The 16,378-nt window shown below is 66.3% G+C and carries 15 protein-coding genes; 4 read left to right on the top strand and 11 right to left on the bottom strand.

The features are described 5' to 3' along the window. On the bottom strand, positions 1-198 hold the full coding sequence (locus MU449_RS12970) for a CsbD family protein (RefSeq protein WP_244738755.1): 198 nt from the start codon (positions 196-198) through the stop codon (positions 1-3). Between the two features lie 112 nt (positions 199-310). On the opposite strand from MU449_RS12970, the gene MU449_RS12975 reads away from it, so the two are divergent. Continuing rightward, positions 311-1,369, top strand: a complete 1,059-nt coding sequence (locus tag MU449_RS12975; RefSeq protein ID WP_244738757.1) for an AI-2E family transporter — start codon at positions 311-313, stop codon at positions 1,367-1,369. Here the strand turns inward: MU449_RS12975 and MU449_RS12980 are convergent. The 4 genes from MU449_RS12980 to MU449_RS15835 form a co-directional block, all read right to left on the bottom strand. Next, positions 1,366-2,889, bottom strand: a complete 1,524-nt coding sequence (locus MU449_RS12980; RefSeq protein ID WP_244738760.1) for a phospholipase D-like domain-containing protein — start codon at positions 2,887-2,889, stop codon at positions 1,366-1,368. The genes MU449_RS12975 and MU449_RS12980 overlap by 4 nt on opposite strands. Before the next feature lie 66 nt (positions 2,890-2,955). Then, positions 2,956-4,716 (bottom strand): sensor histidine kinase, encoded by a 1,761-nt coding sequence (locus MU449_RS12985; RefSeq protein ID WP_244738762.1) that lies wholly within the window; start codon positions 4,714-4,716, stop codon positions 2,956-2,958. Next, entirely contained in the window at positions 4,713-5,294 is a 582-nt protein-coding gene (locus MU449_RS12990) for an RNA polymerase sigma factor (RefSeq protein ID WP_244738764.1), read from the bottom strand. Before MU449_RS12990 ends, MU449_RS12985 begins: the two co-directional genes overlap by 4 nt. Further along, positions 5,291-5,410: a NepR family anti-sigma factor gene (locus MU449_RS15835; RefSeq protein ID WP_280517660.1), complete on the bottom strand. Its 120-nt coding sequence runs from the start codon at positions 5,408-5,410 to the stop codon at positions 5,291-5,293. The genes MU449_RS12990 and MU449_RS15835 overlap by 4 nt, the downstream gene beginning before the upstream one ends. Positions 5,411-5,542: 132 nt before the next feature. Here MU449_RS15835 and MU449_RS12995 point away from each other — a divergent pair, with 132 nt between their 5' ends. Together MU449_RS12995 and MU449_RS13000 are read left to right on the top strand one after the other, a co-directional pair. After that, on the top strand, positions 5,543-6,352 hold the full coding sequence (locus MU449_RS12995; RefSeq protein WP_244738767.1) for a response regulator: 810 nt from the start codon (positions 5,543-5,545) through the stop codon (positions 6,350-6,352). A gap of 111 nt (positions 6,353-6,463) precedes the next feature. Continuing rightward, positions 6,464-6,961, top strand: a complete 498-nt coding sequence (locus MU449_RS13000) for a hypothetical protein (protein ID WP_244738769.1) — start codon at positions 6,464-6,466, stop codon at positions 6,959-6,961. Here the strand turns inward: MU449_RS13000 and MU449_RS13005 are convergent, their stop codons facing one another. Genes MU449_RS13005 through MU449_RS13020 form a run of 4 tightly spaced genes read right to left on the bottom strand, consistent with a single transcriptional unit; the run spans position 6,962 to position 12,317 of the window. Next, entirely contained in the window at positions 6,962-8,494 is a 1,533-nt protein-coding gene (locus MU449_RS13005) for a phospholipase D-like domain-containing protein (RefSeq protein WP_244738772.1), read from the bottom strand. Next, the gene (locus MU449_RS13010; RefSeq protein WP_244738778.1) at positions 8,491-9,189 is read right to left on the bottom strand and encodes an endonuclease/exonuclease/phosphatase family protein; all 699 of its coding nucleotides are present in this window, start codon (positions 9,187-9,189) and stop codon (positions 8,491-8,493) included. The genes MU449_RS13005 and MU449_RS13010 overlap by 4 nt, the downstream gene beginning before the upstream one ends. A 53-nt stretch (positions 9,190-9,242) precedes the next feature. Then, the gene (locus tag MU449_RS13015; RefSeq protein WP_244739082.1) at positions 9,243-10,583 is read right to left on the bottom strand and encodes a phosphohexomutase domain-containing protein; all 1,341 of its coding nucleotides are present in this window, start codon (positions 10,581-10,583) and stop codon (positions 9,243-9,245) included. A gap of 30 nt (positions 10,584-10,613) precedes the next feature. Further along, positions 10,614-12,317 (bottom strand): ABC transporter ATP-binding protein, encoded by a 1,704-nt coding sequence (locus MU449_RS13020; protein ID WP_244738779.1) that lies wholly within the window; start codon positions 12,315-12,317, stop codon positions 10,614-10,616. A 77-nt stretch (positions 12,318-12,394) separates the two neighbouring features. Between MU449_RS13020 and MU449_RS13025 the strand changes: the two genes are divergently transcribed. Further along, positions 12,395-13,273, top strand: coding sequence for an SDR family oxidoreductase (locus tag MU449_RS13025; protein WP_244738781.1), 879 nt, complete (start codon positions 12,395-12,397; stop codon positions 13,271-13,273). On the opposite strand, the gene MU449_RS13030 is transcribed toward MU449_RS13025, so the two are convergent. Then, complete coding sequence (locus MU449_RS13030; protein ID WP_244738783.1) at positions 13,162-14,358, bottom strand: MFS transporter; 1,197 nt, start codon at positions 14,356-14,358, stop codon at positions 13,162-13,164. The genes MU449_RS13025 and MU449_RS13030 overlap by 112 nt on opposite strands. 99 nt (positions 14,359-14,457) lie before the next feature. Continuing rightward, the gene (dxs, locus tag MU449_RS13035; protein WP_244738786.1) at positions 14,458-16,371 is read right to left on the bottom strand and encodes a 1-deoxy-D-xylulose-5-phosphate synthase; all 1,914 of its coding nucleotides are present in this window, start codon (positions 16,369-16,371) and stop codon (positions 14,458-14,460) included. Positions 16,372-16,378: the final 7 nt, after the last annotated feature.

Here is a 16,378-nt window from a genome sequence, read left to right on the forward strand (position 1 = left end):
TCAAAGACGATTGGCGAAATCGTCGACCTCCCGCTCGGCCTCCTCCTTGGTGCGGCCATATTTCTGCTGCACCAGTCCGATCATCTCTTCCCGTTTTCCGGCCACGCGGTCCAGATCGTCATCGGTCAGGTCCCCCCATTTCTGACGGGCCTGTCCCTTCATTTCCTTCCACTTTCCAGCAACTTGATCCCAGTTCATACGATCTCTCCTCTCATGGGTTCACTCGGCGGAAACGGACGGGCGGATGTTGCGGTTCCGTCGGAACTTCCCGTTCCCGCTCGCGTTCCGGTGATGCCGAAAGGGGAATTTCATGGACCGGCTTGACCGATTTTCTCATTATGCGCTGATCTTCCTCGGGGTCTTTGCCATGTTCGCCGCCTTGCGGATCACGCAGACCTTCATGGTTCCTCTTGTCCTGGCCCTTGTCGCGGGCGTCATCCTGTCCCCCTTGACCGAACGGGTGTCGCGGTGGGGGATGCCCCCGGTCATCGGGGCCCTTCTTTCCCTCGTGCTGACGCTGGGCGTGATCGGCGGCATCATTGCCGCCCTTCAACCCCTGGTCATGCGCCTGATGGACGCCGCACCCCGCATTTGGGCCGACATGCAGAATGCGCTGGAGGCGGTGCATCGGACATTTCGCGGCGTCACCCAGATTTCCGACGGTATGCGCGAGGCGCTGGAAACCGGCCCCACTGCGGCCGCCGCTGCGGCGGATCCCGCCTCCGAAAACGCGCTGGAGGATGCGATCCCGACCATGGCCGACGCGCTGATGTTCGCCCCCTCCTTCGCGGGGCAGTTGCTGGTGTTCATCGGGGTGTTGTTCTTCTTTCTGCTGACGCGCAAGGACATCTATGATTGGGCCGCGCGCATGTCCCCGCCGGATGAACGCGGCGATCTGCCCCGTCGCCTCCTTCACGCCGAAAAGCTGGTGGCGCGGTATTTCCTGACCATCACCATGATCAACGTCGCCGAAGGGGCGTTGGTCGCCCTGGCCTTATATGTGATCGGGATGCCGGCGGCGCCGCTGTGGGGTCTGGTCGTCTTCCTCCTGAACTACCTTCTCTATATCGGGCCGGCGATCGTGACGGTGGCGCTGCTTGTGGCGGGGATGACCGAATTCACCGGCACCTACGTTCTTGCGCCCGTGGCCGCCTATGTTCTGATCAACGGGGCCGAGGGGCAGTTCATCACCCCCACGCTGATCGGGCGGCATACCGAAGTGAACCCCCTTCTGGTGTTTCTTTCCCTGATCTTCGGCATGTGGCTGTGGGGTCCGGTGGGGGGCATCGTCGCCATCCCGCTGCTGCTGTGGGTTCTGCAACTGAACAACACCTCCCGCAAGGCGCAACTGGCCTCGGCCGAGATCTAGACCATCTCGTCCGGGACGCCCGGCGCATGGCGGCCGAACCGTTCGGCGCGGGTCAGGTCATAGGGCAGGATGAACCCCCGCCGCTCGGCCGGCGCGCGGTGCAGATTGCTGTGGGCGAGGTCGGTCCACGCGCGCACCGCGCTGTCCAGCGCAAAGAATTCGGCCGGGGCATCGCGTGGCAGCCAATGCCCCATGACACGGCGGCGCAACTCGCCCACGTCGCGGCGGCCGTTCAGATATACCCCCGCCTCGCTGTCCCAGGTCAGGCTGCGCCCGTTCAGGTTGGCCGAAGACACGATCGCCGCATCGTCGTCGAAGATGGAGACCTTGGCGTGGATATAGATGACCGGCGCCCCATTCATGCGATCGCGGTCCAAGGGTTCGGCGCGCGGCGCGGACCGCGTCTGCGCCACCCCCCCGATGAACAGCCGCGCCCCGAATCCCGCCCGCAGGATGCGCAGGGCGCGCGCCTGCAGAAACTCGCCAAAGCGCGCATCCAGGGTGGAGCGGTTTTCAAACGCCACATCCTCAGGCGCGGCGGGCAGAACAAGGATCATCGTCAGATCGGGATTGGTCCGCGCCCGCCCCGCCAGATGGCGGGCCAACCGCAGGTCGCGAAAGAATTGCGTCTCGGCATAGATCAGGTTGGTCGTGCGATCCGACAGCGCCTCATGCGCCTGTCGCAATTCGTTTGCCACGGTCACCGGGCCGTAATGCCACAGGGGGATGCGCCGCCGCCGTGACAGGGTGCGCAGCAGGCGACGCTGGGGCCCGGGCGCGACCCGCCCTTCGGTCACGGCCAGAAAGCTGTCCAGATGGTGCCGCGCCTCGGCCACCACCGGACCTTCCATCATCACCTGCACATCGTGCCATGTCTGCGCGGCGGGGCGATCATGCTCCGGCGTGTCATAACGCCGTTCGTCCAGATCCATGCCGCCGATATACAGGCGGCGGTCGTCGAACACCGCCAGCTTCTGATGATGGGTCGCGGGGTAAAGGCAGGGCAGGTGCCCGCGGCGCGGGCGCCACGACCCGTCCGGCCCCGCAGTCAGGCGCGCCCGAATCCCCGGCATGTCGCGCAGGGCCGCCGCGCGCGTGGCGGGGGGCAGATCGTTCAGCCAGGCGCAGACCCGCCCCAGACGCCGCTGCGCCGCCCCCCAATAGGCGATGCGCACCAACAGGCCGCTGCGCGCCGGGTGCATCGCCGCGCGGGCCACCAGACGCGCGCGCGGGCCCGCCACCTCCGCCGCCGCGTGCAGCATCCGCAGGCTGCGCCATGTGCCGCGATGCAGCGCGGATCGGGCGACGGGGTCGAAATCCGCAATCGTCAGATGCAACGCCACCCCCGCGCGCAGAACGTGGACGATCAGGTCGAACCACGTCTCCCCCACGGCCCGCCCTTCGGCAGAGCGCAGGCGGGTGCGCAAATCGAAGATGCGAAAACTGGCATGGATGGCGGAATGGGCGTTCAGGAAGGATCGTTCCAGTTCCGGAAAGGCTTCCGACCCGGTGATGAACACCTGGGGAGAGCTTCGCCTGCCACTTCGCACGTCGTAATCCCGTCTTCGGCCGGACCCCGTCCGGACTTATGTCTCCGCCGCTGCGCCGCCGGAAATGCGGGCCTCTCCTTCGTTCAGGGGGCGCACTTCGAACACGACGCGAAGGGTATACATATCCTCTGTCGTCTCGGTGTCGAGTCTTCCGCCCACTTGCTGAGCAAACGCCGTCAGAAGCTGGGTTCCAAGACCCGTCCCCTCCGACGTGCCGGGCGTTGCCGGAATGGGGCCAAGCGTGTTGCGCACCTGAAGCACCGCATGGGTGCCCCCTTCGCGGTCGAGCGAGACCCTGATTTGCGAACGCCCGCTGGTCGACCCTGCGTATTTCACCGCATTCGCCAGGGCCTCGGTCAGAAGCAGCGACAGGGGCACGGCCTGATCCGGCGTCAGGCGAACCTCGCCGATGGCGTGGTCTATCCCGATCTGGGTGCCCGGCCCCGCCGCCAGCTGCACGACCTGCCGCGTGATATCGACCAGCAGCTCATCCGCCCGGATATCGGTCAGGCCGGTCGTCTGATACAGCCCGCGGTGAATGGTCGCGAGGCTCATAACCCGTTCCTGCAACCCCTTCATCAGCGACTTCGCCTCGGCCGACTTGGCCTGGCGCATCTGCATGTTCATGATCGAGGCGATCAGTTGCAGGTTGTTCTTCACGCGGTGATGCACCTCGCGCAGAAGAACCTCCTTTTGGTGGATCATGTCCTCCATCTCCGCCTCGTCGTGCAGGATGGTGTCGGTCATGTGGCTGAACGTGTCCGACAGTTCCTGGAATTCCACCGGAGCCGTCGCCATGTCCATGCGTCCGATGATCCGCTTGCCATCGGCAAAGCCCGACATCGCCTGGCGCAGGACGCGCACATGGCGGGTCACCAAGCGTTCGATGGCGGCGATGGCCACGAACAGACAGGCCAGCCACATCGCCAAAGGCAGGGTGACGGAGGGCAGCATCCGCATATACCAGATGCCCTGATCGTCCACCGGCCGGCTGCCCATCGCGTAAAGCAGATCGGGCACGATCGGGATCACGGCGAAAGACCGATTTTCGCCGCCCTCGGACGGGGCGGTGAACACCACATCCTCGCCCGACAGGGACAAGGCCTTGAGCGAGCGGTCCTTGGGCAGGATGCGGGACACGTCCGCCGTCCCGACATTCGACGTCAGGATCGTGCCCTCCGTGTCGAAGGTCACGAAGTCCGATGCAGGCAATCCGTCCAAGGACGGAGGCCGCTCCACCGTCAGCCTGTCATGCGGCAGGGACACCGTCACGAATCCCAGAAGTGTCTCGTCGTCGAACACCGGATCGGCCACCACGACCACCGGCTGGCTGGAAATACGCCCCTCATTCGCCAGCCGGATCACCGGAACCGGATCGGCCATCGCCTGCCGAAAGGCCTCAAGACCGCTGACATCCAATCCCTGTCCTTTGGATACGCAGGTCAGGATGCCCGAACGGTCCACGAAACCGGCGGCGGTATAGATGTCGGACCGGGCCACCAGATCCTGCATCGCCGCCGAACATCGCACGGGATCGTCCAGCAGCGGGGCGATCATGTTTGCCAAGGCCGTCGTCACACCCCGTGCCCGCTGAACCAGCAGCAGGTCGGCATCCGACGCACGCATCGTCTCTCCCAGCAGCGCGGCCTCGGACCGCGCGCGGGTTTCCTTCAGCATCGCCGCCGACTGAATGGCGGACACCAGGGCCAACGGCAGCAGCGCCACCGCAAGCAGAAACGCCAGGCGAAAGCCCAGCGTTCCAGAGTAGTAGCGCAGCTTGGCCTTCCAGGTGGTCATGCAGCGTTCACACCCGATCGCGACATGACGGCCATCGTCGTTCCGTCCACGTCCGAGAATACATGCTCGCCTTCGGCCAGGTTAAGGAGTTCGGCCAGACGGGCGCGCGCGCGGTTGGCGCGGCTTTTGACGGTGCCGACCGCGACATTCATCATGCCCGCCGCATCCTCGTAGGAAAAGCCGGATGCGCCGACAAGGATCAGAACCTCCCGGTGTTCGGGGGTCAGCTTGTCGAAGGCCGCGCTGAATTCGGTGAACGCCATGCGCCCGTCATGGTCGGGCTTCACATACAAGGTGGCCGCATGTGCCCCTTCGGGATCGGGCACTTCGCGCCGGTTCTTGCGCTTGTCGGAATAGAAGGTGTTGCGCAGGATGGTGAACAGCCACGCCCGCAGGTTCGTCCCCACGGTGAACTTGTCGAAATTCGTCCAGGCCTTGACGATGGTGTCCTGCACCAGATCGTCGGCCAAGGACACGTTGCGGGTGAGGGAGATGGCGAAGGCGCGCAACGCCGGCAGGTGGTCGGGCAACTCCTCCCGCGGATCGCGGGCCCCGGCGGGCATCTGGGCCGCCGTCATTTCTGCGCCCCTTTTTCCTTCAATTGGGCCAACAGTTGGGTGAACCGATCCGGCACCTCCTGCTCCAGAGCTTCGTCATACACACGCTTGAGATTGGCATCGATCTGATGTGTCATCGAAAGCCTTTCACGCTCTTTTGCCATTTGCCCCAAAACCCGTTACTTTCGCTGTCGCACCAACATTCTTCGGAACCAAACGCCATCACCCGCGTTTGGTTCCCGAGAAAATGAGCTTGAAGAGGACATTCAATGCCGTCGGACGCCACGCCTGACCTGTCGACCGTGATCGGGGCGAACCTTCCTTATCTGCGGCGTTACGCGCGGGCGCTGACGGGCAGCCAGTCCACCGGGGACGCTTTTGCCGCCGCAACCCTCGAAGCCATTCTGGAAGACCAGTCGATCTTCCAGACGACAAACAACGCAAAGGTCGCTTTGTTCCACGCGTTCCACCTTGTCTGGGCCAGCGCGGGCGCGCCCTTGGGCGAAGCCGACAACCGGCTGTCGCAAAAGGCGCAGGACCACATGGCCCACCTGACGCCCAACACGCGCGAAGCTTTGCTTTTGCACGCGATCGAAGGCTTCACCCACGAAGAAATTGGCGCGATCATGCAGATCGACACGAACGAGGCGTCCGAACTGGTGCACATCGCCCAGCGCGAGATGGCCGACGCGGTCGCCGGGCGCATCATGATCATCGAGGACGAGGCCATCATCGCGATGGACATCTCGGCCATCGTCAAGGAGATGGGCCATTCCATCACCGGCATCGCCCGCACCCGGACCGAAGCCGTGGCCCTCGCCTCGCGCGAAAAGCCGGACCTGATCCTTGCGGACATCCAGCTGGCCGACAATTCCTCGGGCATCGACGCGGTCAACGACATCATGGCGCAGTTCGACGACGTGCCGGTGATCTTCATCACCGCCTTCCCCGAACGCCTGCTGACCGGGCAAAAGCACGAACCGGCCTTCCTGATCACCAAACCCTATCACGAGGATCAGGTTCGTTCGGCCGTCAGCCAGGCGATGTTCTTCGCCTCCACCGAGACGCTGATCGCCTGAGGCGGGGCGCGAAAACCGGGCAGAACCAGGGCGGCGGGGGAACCTGCCGCCTTTTCCTTACGTTATGGCCGCATCGCCGCACCGATTGCGGCCTTTCATTTGGAGACTGTCATGCAAGGCAAACTGCTCGCCACCGCCGCGATTGCGGCCCTGTTCGCTGTTCCCGCATTCGCCCAGACGTGGAAGGATTCGGTCGATGTCGAAACCGACCTCGCCGCGATCCAAAGCCCGGAAGCGGCCCAACGCTACGCCAATCTGGACGACGATCTGACCACGGCCATCGTGGCGCTTCTGGAACAGCGCGCCGAAATGGGCGACGGCGGCAATGCCAACATCAAGGTCGATGTGGACGAGGTGTCCCTGGCCGCCCCCTTCATGGGCAATGGCGGCGTCAGCAGCTCGGCCCTGTCGGGCAAGGTCATCGTCGATGTCCGCGGCGGTACGCAGCTGTCGCCCGACAACTACACCCTGACCGTCTCCATGGATCAGGCGATGCCCTACATCCCCGCCAACATGGACGTCACCGTGATGGAGCCGTCCAGCGACGAAATCTACAACGCCCTGATCCAAGCGTTCGCCGCGAACGTGGTCTCCAAGCTTTACGACTGATCACAGATAGGTCTGGATCGGCAGGCGTCCCACGACCCAGGACGCCAGCCGCCGCGCCGATCCCGCACCGGGGTCGGCGTTTTCATAGGTGACCTGCCCCCCGCGCTCCACGCGAAACCGATGGCGACGGCCATGCGGCTCCAGCCGAAAGGCGGCCTCCGGGGCGATCAGCTTTTCGAACATCGCGTCCAGATCGTCCATCGTGCGGGGATCCGAGATCATGACCCCGGTCTCGGTGTTCAGGAAGGCGGATCGCAGGTCGTAATTGACCGATCCCACCAGCGCCTCCCGCCCGTCCGCCTTGAACAGCTTCATGTGCAGCAGATCGCGCTTGCCATCCCCGCGCGGCGGCGGGGCATATTCGTAAAGCTCAACCCCCGCCCGCAGCAAGGCCGGGCGATAGCGAGCATAGGCGCCATAGACGACCATGTTGTCGGCATTGCACAGCGCGTTCGTGACGATCTGCACCTGCACCCCACGTTCCGCCATCGCCACCAGCTGCGCCAGACCCGCCCGCCCCGGCACGAAATACGGGGTGACGATGCGAAATCGCCGTTCGGCCGAATCCAGCAGACCGGGCAGCCGGTCGATCAGCCACGTATCGCTCTGGCGCTTGAACACCTTGTCGGGCGGGTCGGCCACGAACTCCACCCCGCCGTCAAAGCGGAACGGACGCGCCAACACATCGCCGGGCAGGGCGCGCAGATCGGCGCGGATCGCCTTTCGGGCCGTATGCCGCCGAATGCGTCGGCGGAACGCCCGGTTCGACACCTGCGCCCGCGGCACCAGGGTCAGGATGGGCAGCGACAGGCCAAGGTTCCAGAAGGCGTCGAACACCTCCTCCGCCCGGCCCACCGCCGGACCCGCAACCGCGACATCCAGATCGCGTGAGTTCAGCCCCCCTTCGCCCACCGCCCCGAAATAGGTGTCGCCGATGTTGCGTCCGCCGATGATTGCCAGCCGCCCATCCGCGATCCACATCTTGCCATGCATCCGCCGGTTGAACCGCGCCAGCCCCAGCAAAGTTTCGGTCATGCGCCGCACCACATGGCCCCGGCTGCGGATCGGGTTGAACAGGCGCACCTCGATATTAGGATGCTGGTTCAGCGCAAGAAACGTCCGGTCCAGCCCCTGCACGTTCACATCGTCCAGAAGGATGCGCACCCGAACCCCGCGATTGGCGGCCTTGGTCACCTCCTGGATCATCCACCAGCCGGTCTGGTCCAGATACCAGAGATAGGACATGACGTCCAAACTGCGCCCCGCCGCGCGCGTGGCCTCGATCCGGGCGGCAAAGCCCTCCCGGTTCGGGATCAGGGGCAGAACGCCGCTTTGTCCCGGATGCGCATCGGTCATCGGGCCCATCCGGCGGTCAAGCGCGGTCGTGTCGCCCAAGGGCAGCGCCGCCTGATACGGCCCCCGCGCCCGCGCCGCCCAACGACCATAGGACCACCAGGTCAGCACCGACAGCGCCGCAAACAGCACCACCGTCCCCCCACCCCAGATCAGCGCGGACAGGCCGCCCGCGATCATGCGGGCAGGCGAAGCCGCGCGCGCACCGGAAGGTGATCCGACGCCCGCCGCGACAAGGGCGAGACATGCGCCGCGAAGGACACGATCTCGCCCTTGCTCAGCATCACGCGATCCAAAGGCAGGATGGGATAGGGGGCGGGAAAGCTGGGGGCGGAGCGGTTTTCGGGGAAATGCGGGAAAAAGCCGCGCAGCGTGTGGCTGCTGCGCCGCCATTCGTTCATGTCGCCCATCAGCACGGTCGGTCGGGCGGTCAGGGCGGCCAGCCGGTCCAGCACCGTCGCCACCTGCTTCACCCGCGAATGGCCCAAAAGCGCCATATGCGTGGCGATGGCGCGCATCGCCACCCCGTGCACGACCAGATCGGCCACCACCGCCCCCCGCGGCTCCAGCCCCGGCAGGGGGATCTGGTGGACATCGGCCACCTCCACCCCGTCCTTCACCAGCATGACATTGCCGTGCCAGCCATGGGCAAGGGGATGGCCCTCCACCTCCACCCGCCGCAGGCCCAGATCGCGGCGCATCGCCTCCAGATCCAGAAGCCCCCGCCGGTCGCCGAACCGGGCATCCGCCTCCTGCAGGGCCACGATGTCGGCGTCCAGTTCGCCGATCACCTTGGCGATGCGCGCCAGATCGCGGCGGCGGTCGATCCCGATGCCCTTGTGGATGTTGTAGGAGGCGACGGTCACCTCGGTCATTCTGCGGATCCTGCGGCTGATGGCGTTGCCCCCTTATATGGGGCGTGCCCCGGTCACGGCAAAAGGATGCGCGTGATCTCCGCCACCTTGTCGGCCACCAATCCCGCATTGCCGCGCGATTCGACGTTCAGGCGCAGCAACGGTTCGGTATTGGACGCGCGCAGGTTGAAGCGCCACGTCCCCATATCCATCGACAGGCCGTCGGTCCGATCCCGCGCGCCGTCGAACGCCGCCTCCACCCGCGCGACGGCGGCGGCGGCCTCCGCCACCCGAAAGTTGATCTCGCCCGAGGACGGGAACGCCGCCCGCCGCGCCGCGACCAGATCGGCCAAAGGCGAGCCGGTGCGCGAGATCAGTTCGGCCACCATCAGCCACGGAATCATCCCGCTGTCGCAGCAGGCGAAGTCACGGAAGTAATGATGCGCCGACATCTCGCCGCCATAGACCGCACCCATGTCGCGCAGGGCCTGCTTCAAGAACACATGCCCCGTGCGCGAGGCGACGGCCCGCCCTCCGGCCCGCGCCACCGCATCCTGCGTCGCCCACTGGATGCGCGGGTCATGGACGATGGTGGCCCCGGGCTCGCGCGCCAGAAACACTTCGGCCAGAAGGCTCACGATATATTCGCCGTCGATGAAATTGCCTTGGGCATCGAACAGAAAGCAGCGGTCGAAATCCCCGTCCCAAGCCACGCCCATATCCGCCCCATGCGTGCGCACCGCCTCGGCCGTCAGGTGGCGGTTTTCGGGCAAAAGCGGATTGGGGATGCCGTGGGGAAACGTGCCGTCCGGCGCGTGGCGGATGCGGGTGAAGGTCAGCGGCGTGTCCGACAGGGCCTCGGCCAACGCGTCGAAGGTCGGCCCCGCCGCGCCGTTCCCGGCATCGACCACGATGTGCAAAGGCCGCAGCGACGCGCGGTCGACAAACCCCGCCACACGGTCGACATAGGCGGCGCGCGCCTGACGCTGCACGTCACGGCGCACACCTTCGCCCGTCGCGGGCCGGTCCGCGTCCGCCAGGTCGCGGATCGCCGACAGATCGGGCAGCGGGGCCGCCCGCGCCCCCACCATCTTCATCCCGTTATAGTCGATGGGGTTGTGCGAGGCGGTGATCATGATCCCGCCATCCGCGCCGAAGTGATCGGTCGCGGCATAGACCTCTTCGGTCCCACCGAGGCCGATGTCCAGAACCTCCACCCCCTGCGCCATAAGCCCTGCGGCCACGGCATCGTCCAAGGCCCCGGACGACGCCCGATTATCCCGTCCCAGCACCACGGTCCGGGCCGACAGATGGGCGGCGAAACCCGCGCCGATCCGGCGGGCGATGCCCGTGTCCAGATCGACGCCCACGCGCCCGCGAATGTCATAGGTTTTGAAACAGGTCAGCATGGGCAGGATCATATCCCGCCCGCGCAAACAGGCAAGTCAGGCGGCCGACAGCCGGGCATAGCGTCCGCCCGACGCCTCAAGCTGGGCATGGGTGCCGATCTCGGTCACACACCCCTCCTCCATCACCACGATCCGGTCGGCGTGGCGGATGGTGGCCAGACGGTGCGCGATGATCAGCGTGGTGCGCCCGACCGACAGCGCATCAAGCGCGGCCTGAATCTCCCGCTCCGTCTCAGTGTCCAGCGCCGAGGTCGCCTCGTCCAGGATCAGAACCGGCGGGTTCTTCAGGAAGGCGCGGGCGATGGCCACGCGCTGCTTCTGCCCGCCCGACAGCATGACGCCGCGTTCGCCCACCACCGTGTCGAGGCCCTCGGGCAGCGCGGCGATCATCGGTGCCAGTTGCGCCCGCCGCGCGGCCTCGATGATCTGCTCCTCGGTTGCGGTCAGGTCGCCATAGGCGATGTTCTCGCGCAGCGTGCCGCCGAACAGGAACACATCCTGCGACACGATCCCGATCTGACGCCGCAGGCTGTCCAGCGTCATGTCGGTCAGCGCCACGCCGTCGATGGTGATGCGGCCCCCCGTCGGGTCGTAGAACCGCGGCACCAGTGCCAGAAGCGTGGTTTTCCCCGCCCCCGACGGACCGACGAAGGCCAGCGTCTCGCCCGGATGGACGTCGATATCGACGCCCTTCAGAATCTCGCGCCCCGCGTCATAGCCAAAGCGCACCCCCTCGAACCGTATCGCGCCGGTCAGGTCGGGCGCGGGCCGGGCGTCGGGCGTGTCGGCAATCTCCGGCTCCACCGCCAGCAGCTCCTGATAGCGGCGGAACCCGGCGATGCCACGGGGATAAAGCTCGATCACCGCGGCGATCTTTTCCAGCGGGCGGAAGAACACCGCGACCAGCAGAAGGAAGGCCACGAAGCCCCCGGCCGACAGATCGCCCGACAGCACATAGGCCGCCCCCGCCACCATCACAACGACCTGGATCAGCCGCATCCCCATGTAGTTCAGCGACACCGACTGCGCCATGACCTTGTAGGCGGCCAGTTTCGTCGTGCGGTAACCGGCGTTGTCCTTGGCGAACAGCGCCTTCTCATGCTCCTCGTTGGCAAAGGCCTTCACCACGCGGATGCCGCCCACATTCTCCTCCAGCCGGACGTTGAAATCGGCCACGCGGGAATAGATCGCGCGCCACGTCTTCGTCATGCGCCCGCCGAAGATCATCACGATGGCCATGGTCACCGGAACGATCACCGCCGTCATCAGCGCCAGGTCAAGGTTGATCCACGCCATCAGGCAGAAGGCACCGATGAAGGTCATGATGGCGATGAACAGATCCTCGGGGCCGTGATGGGCCACCTCGCCGATCTCTTCCAGATCGCGGGTGACGCGGGCCACCAGCTTGCCCGTCCGTTCGCGGTCGTAATAGCGGAAGGAGAGCTTTTGCAGATGGTCGAACGCGCGGCGGCGCATCTCCGTCTCGATGTTGATGCCCAGCATGTGGCCCCAATAGGTCACGACCGCCATCAGGCCGGTGTTCACGACATAGATGGCAAGCAATGCCACCGCCGCCATGACGGTCAGCGACAGGTTCCCCTGCGGCAGCAGATGGTCGATGAAGCCGCGAATTGCCAAGGGAAAGGCCAGTTCCAGAAGGCCCGACACCACCGCCGCCCCGAAATCGAGGCAGAACAGCCAGACCCACGGACGGTAATAGGAGAAGAAGTCGCGCAACATGGGGGCATCCTTTCGCCCCTTCCCTAGTGTTTTCGTCCGGCATTGACCAGAGCCTTGGCTTGCGGCACCACGGGGGGATGAAACTTCTGATCCTTGGCCATGGCTACACCGCCGCCGCCCTGTCCCGCCGCCTTGTCGTCAAGGGGTGGAAGGTGGTGGGCACCGTTCGTGACGACCGTCCCCTGCCGGACGGGGTGATCCGCCTCCCTTGGCCGTCGGATCTGCCCGAGGGCGTGACGCATCTTCTGGCCTCCGCCGCGCCAGATGCGGGGGGCGATCCGTTTCTGGCCACCCACCGCGCAGCCATCGCCCGCCTGCCGCTGGTCTGGGCGGGGTATCTGTCCACCACCGGCGTCTATGGCGATCATGGCGGTGCCTGGGTGGACGAGACGACGCCCCCCGCCCCCACCACCCGCCGCGGGCAGGAACGACTGGCGGCGGAGCGGGACTGGCAGTCGCTGGGCCTGCCACTGCACATCCTGCGCCTGGCGGGCATCTATGGCCCCGGACGCGGCCCGTTCGAAAAGGTGCGTGACGGCACCGCGCGGCGGATCATCAAGCCGGGCCAGGTGTTCAGCCGCGTCCATGTGGAGGATATCGCCACCGCGCTGGAGGTTCTGATCGACCGTCCCGCGCCCGGCATCTATAACATCTGCGACGACGATCCCGCCCCGCCCGAGGATGTGATCGCCCACGCGGCCCGGCTTCTGAACCGCCCCGTGCCCCCCGCCATCCTCTTCGATCAGGCGGACCTGTCCCCCATGGCGCGCAGCTTCTATGCCGAATCGAAACGGGTGCGCAACGACCGGATCAAGGCGCAGGGCTGGCGTCCCGCCTTTGCCGATTACAAGGCGGGCCTGGCCGACCTGCTGGCGTCCCAGACCGTCACGGCAAAGCAGGCGATCCCCGCCAGCGACAGGCCGACCCCCACATATCCCGACGACGGAAAGCCGTAACCCGCCGAAATCGCCACCGCCGCCAGCGCGGGCCCGATGGCGTTGGCGGTGTTGAACGCCGAATGGTTCATCGCCGCCGCCATGGTCTGGGCATTGCCCGCCACATCCATCAACCGGCTTTGCAGCGGGATCGACAGCGCGCCCGACATCCCGATCAAGAGCACCACCGGCACCAGCGTCCACATCGACCCGGTCGCCCAAGGGTAGATCGCCATCAGCACGACCGAGCACGCCATGATGCCGAAGGTGGATTTCACCGGCCACAGATCGGCGATCCGCCCCATGATCAACGTGCCCAGCACCATCCCCACGCCCATCACCGCCAGCACGGGGGGCACCGCCGCCTCGCCCGCCTGCGTCACCTCGATCACGTTCGATGCGACATAGCTGTAGACGGCGAAGAAACCGCCAAAGCCGATCGCCCCGGTCAGCAGGGTCAGCAGCACCTGCCGGTTGCCCAGCGCCGCCAGCTCACCCAAGGGGGAGACGTCGCGCTTGTCCTCGGCCTCGGGGGCGAAGCGGAAGATCAGGATCGCGGTCAGCACGGCCAAGGTGGCCACCACGGCATAGCCCCAGCGCCAGCCCACCGTCTGGCCAAGGATGTTTGCAAAGGGCACGCCCAGCACCGTCGCCACCGTCAGCCCCGTCATCACCCGCGCCACCGCCTGCGAACGCTTGCCACGCGGCACGACGCTGGCGGCCATCAGCGCCGCCACCCCGAAATACGCGCCATGCGGCAGGCCGGACACGAACCGCCAGAGCATCATCCCGCCATAGCTGTGCGCGGTGGAGGACGCCACATGCGCGATGGCATAGACCAGCATCAGCCCGATCAGCAGCATCCGGCGCGGCAGGCGCGCGCCCAGCGCCGCCAGAACCGGCGCCCCCACCACGACCCCAAGCGCATAGGCCGAGATCAGATGGCTGGCCGTGGCCTGCGAAATGTCCAGCGCGGGCGAGATGTAGGGGATCAGGGCCATCGCCGCGAATTCGGACGTGCCGATGGCGAACCCGCCCAAGGCCAGCGCGAAATGGATGACGCCGGGACGGAGGTCGGTCCGGGGAACGAAGGCGATGTCGGACATGATGGCTCCTGCTGGCAAGCCCAAGGGTTAGACCCGTCGCAGGACGCTGCCAAGACAAGAATGCGGGGCGATGGGCGGGTCTGCACCCGCCGCATGACTTCAGGCGCGCTTTTGCAGGCTGGGCACGCCCAGCGCGTCCAGAACCTTCGCCTCGATCTGGGCCGATTCCAGTCCGGCGATGTGATACATCGCGGCGGGGCTGGCCTGATCGATGAAGGTGTCGGGCAGCACCATGGAGCGGAACTTCAGCCCATGATCGAACGCGCCTTCATCGGCCAGAAGCTGCGCCACATGGCTGCCGAACCCGCCGACCGCCCCTTCCTCCAGGGTGATCAGCGCCTCATGCTCGCGCGCCAGCCGCAGGATCAGGTCGCGGTCCAGCGGTTTGGCAAAGCGCGCATCGGCCACGGTGGTGGAAATCCCCCGCGCCTCCAGCGCCTCGGCGGCCTTCTCCGCCTCGAACAGGCGGGTGCCGAAGGACAGGAGCGCCACGCGCGACCCCTCGCGCATCACGCGACCCTTGCCGATCTCCAGCGGGGTGCCGTGCAGCGGCAGGGGCGCGCCCGTCCCCTCGCCGCGCGGATAGCGGAAGGCGATGGGCCCATCGTCATGGGCGGCGGCGGTGGCGACCATGTGGACCAGTTCCGCCTCATCCGCCGCGGCCATCACGACAAAGCCCGGAAGGTTCGCCAGAAACGCCACGTCGAAGGATCCCGCATGGGTCGCCCCGTCCGCGCCGACCAGCCCCGCGCGGTCGATGGCGAACCGCACCGGCAGGCGCTGGATCGCCACATCATGCACCACCTGGTCATAACCGCGCTGCAGGAAGGTGGAATAGATCGCGCAGAACGGCTTCAGCCCCCCCGCCGCCATACCGGCGGCAAAGGTCACGGCGTGCTGTTCGGCGATGCCCACATCGAAACACCGGTCGGGAAAGCGACCGGCCATCAGGTTCAGGCCGGTGCCGTCGGGCATCGCCGCCGTGACGGCCACGATCTTCGAATCCCGCTCCGCCTCGGCCACCAGCGCCTTGGCGAACACGCCGGTATAGCTGGGGGCGTTCGCGGTCGCCTTGGCCTGGGCAAAGGTCTGCACATCGAATTTAGCCGTCGCATGGCCCTTGTCGGACGCACGCTCGGCCGGGGCGTAGCCCTTGCCCTTCTTGGTGATGGCGTGGATCAGGACCGGCCCTGTGGCCTTGTCCTTTACCGTCCGCAACACGGGCAGCAGCGCGTCCAGATCGTGCCCGTCCACGGGGCCGATATAGGTGAAGCCCAGTTCTTCGAACAAGGTGCCGCCGATGGCCATGCCCTTGAGCATTTCCTTCGCCCGCCGCGCCCCTTCGCGCAGCGGTTCGGGCAGAAGGCTGGCGGCCGATTTCGCCGCCGCCTTCAACTCATGGAACCGCGCATCGCCATAAAGGCGCGACAGATAGGCCGACAGCGCCCCCACCGGCGGAGCGATCGACATCTCGTTGTCGTTCAGGATGACAAACATCCGCTTGCCCAGATGGCCCGCATTGTTCATCGCCTCGAACGCCATGCCCGCCGACATCGACCCGTCGCCGATCACGGCGATGGCCTCGCCCGGCTGCCCCCCCAGATCGCGGGCCGCAGCGAACCCCAGCGCCGCGCTGATGGAGGTGGAGGAATGCGCCGCGCCGAAGGGGTCGTATTCGCTCTCGCTCCGCTTGGTGAAGCCCGACAGGCCGCCTTCCATCCGCAAGGTGCGGATGCGGTCGCGCCGCCCGGTCAGGATCTTGTGGGGATAGCATTGATGGCCCACATCCCAGACGATCTTGTCCTTGGGCGTGTCGAACACGGCATGGAGAGCCACGGTCAGTTCCACCACGCCCAGACCCGCGCCCAGATGCCCGCCGGTGACCGACACGGCGGAAATCGTCTCGGCCCGCAATTCGTCGGCCAGCTGGCGCAACTCGCGGTCGGTCAGGCGTTTCATGTCGGCGGGGATCGTCACACGATCCAGCACGGGGGTCTGGGGGAGGTCGCTCATGCCTGCC

Source organism: Falsirhodobacter halotolerans (assembly GCF_022899245.1).
Classification (GTDB): domain Bacteria; phylum Pseudomonadota; class Alphaproteobacteria; order Rhodobacterales; family Rhodobacteraceae; genus Falsirhodobacter; species Falsirhodobacter halotolerans.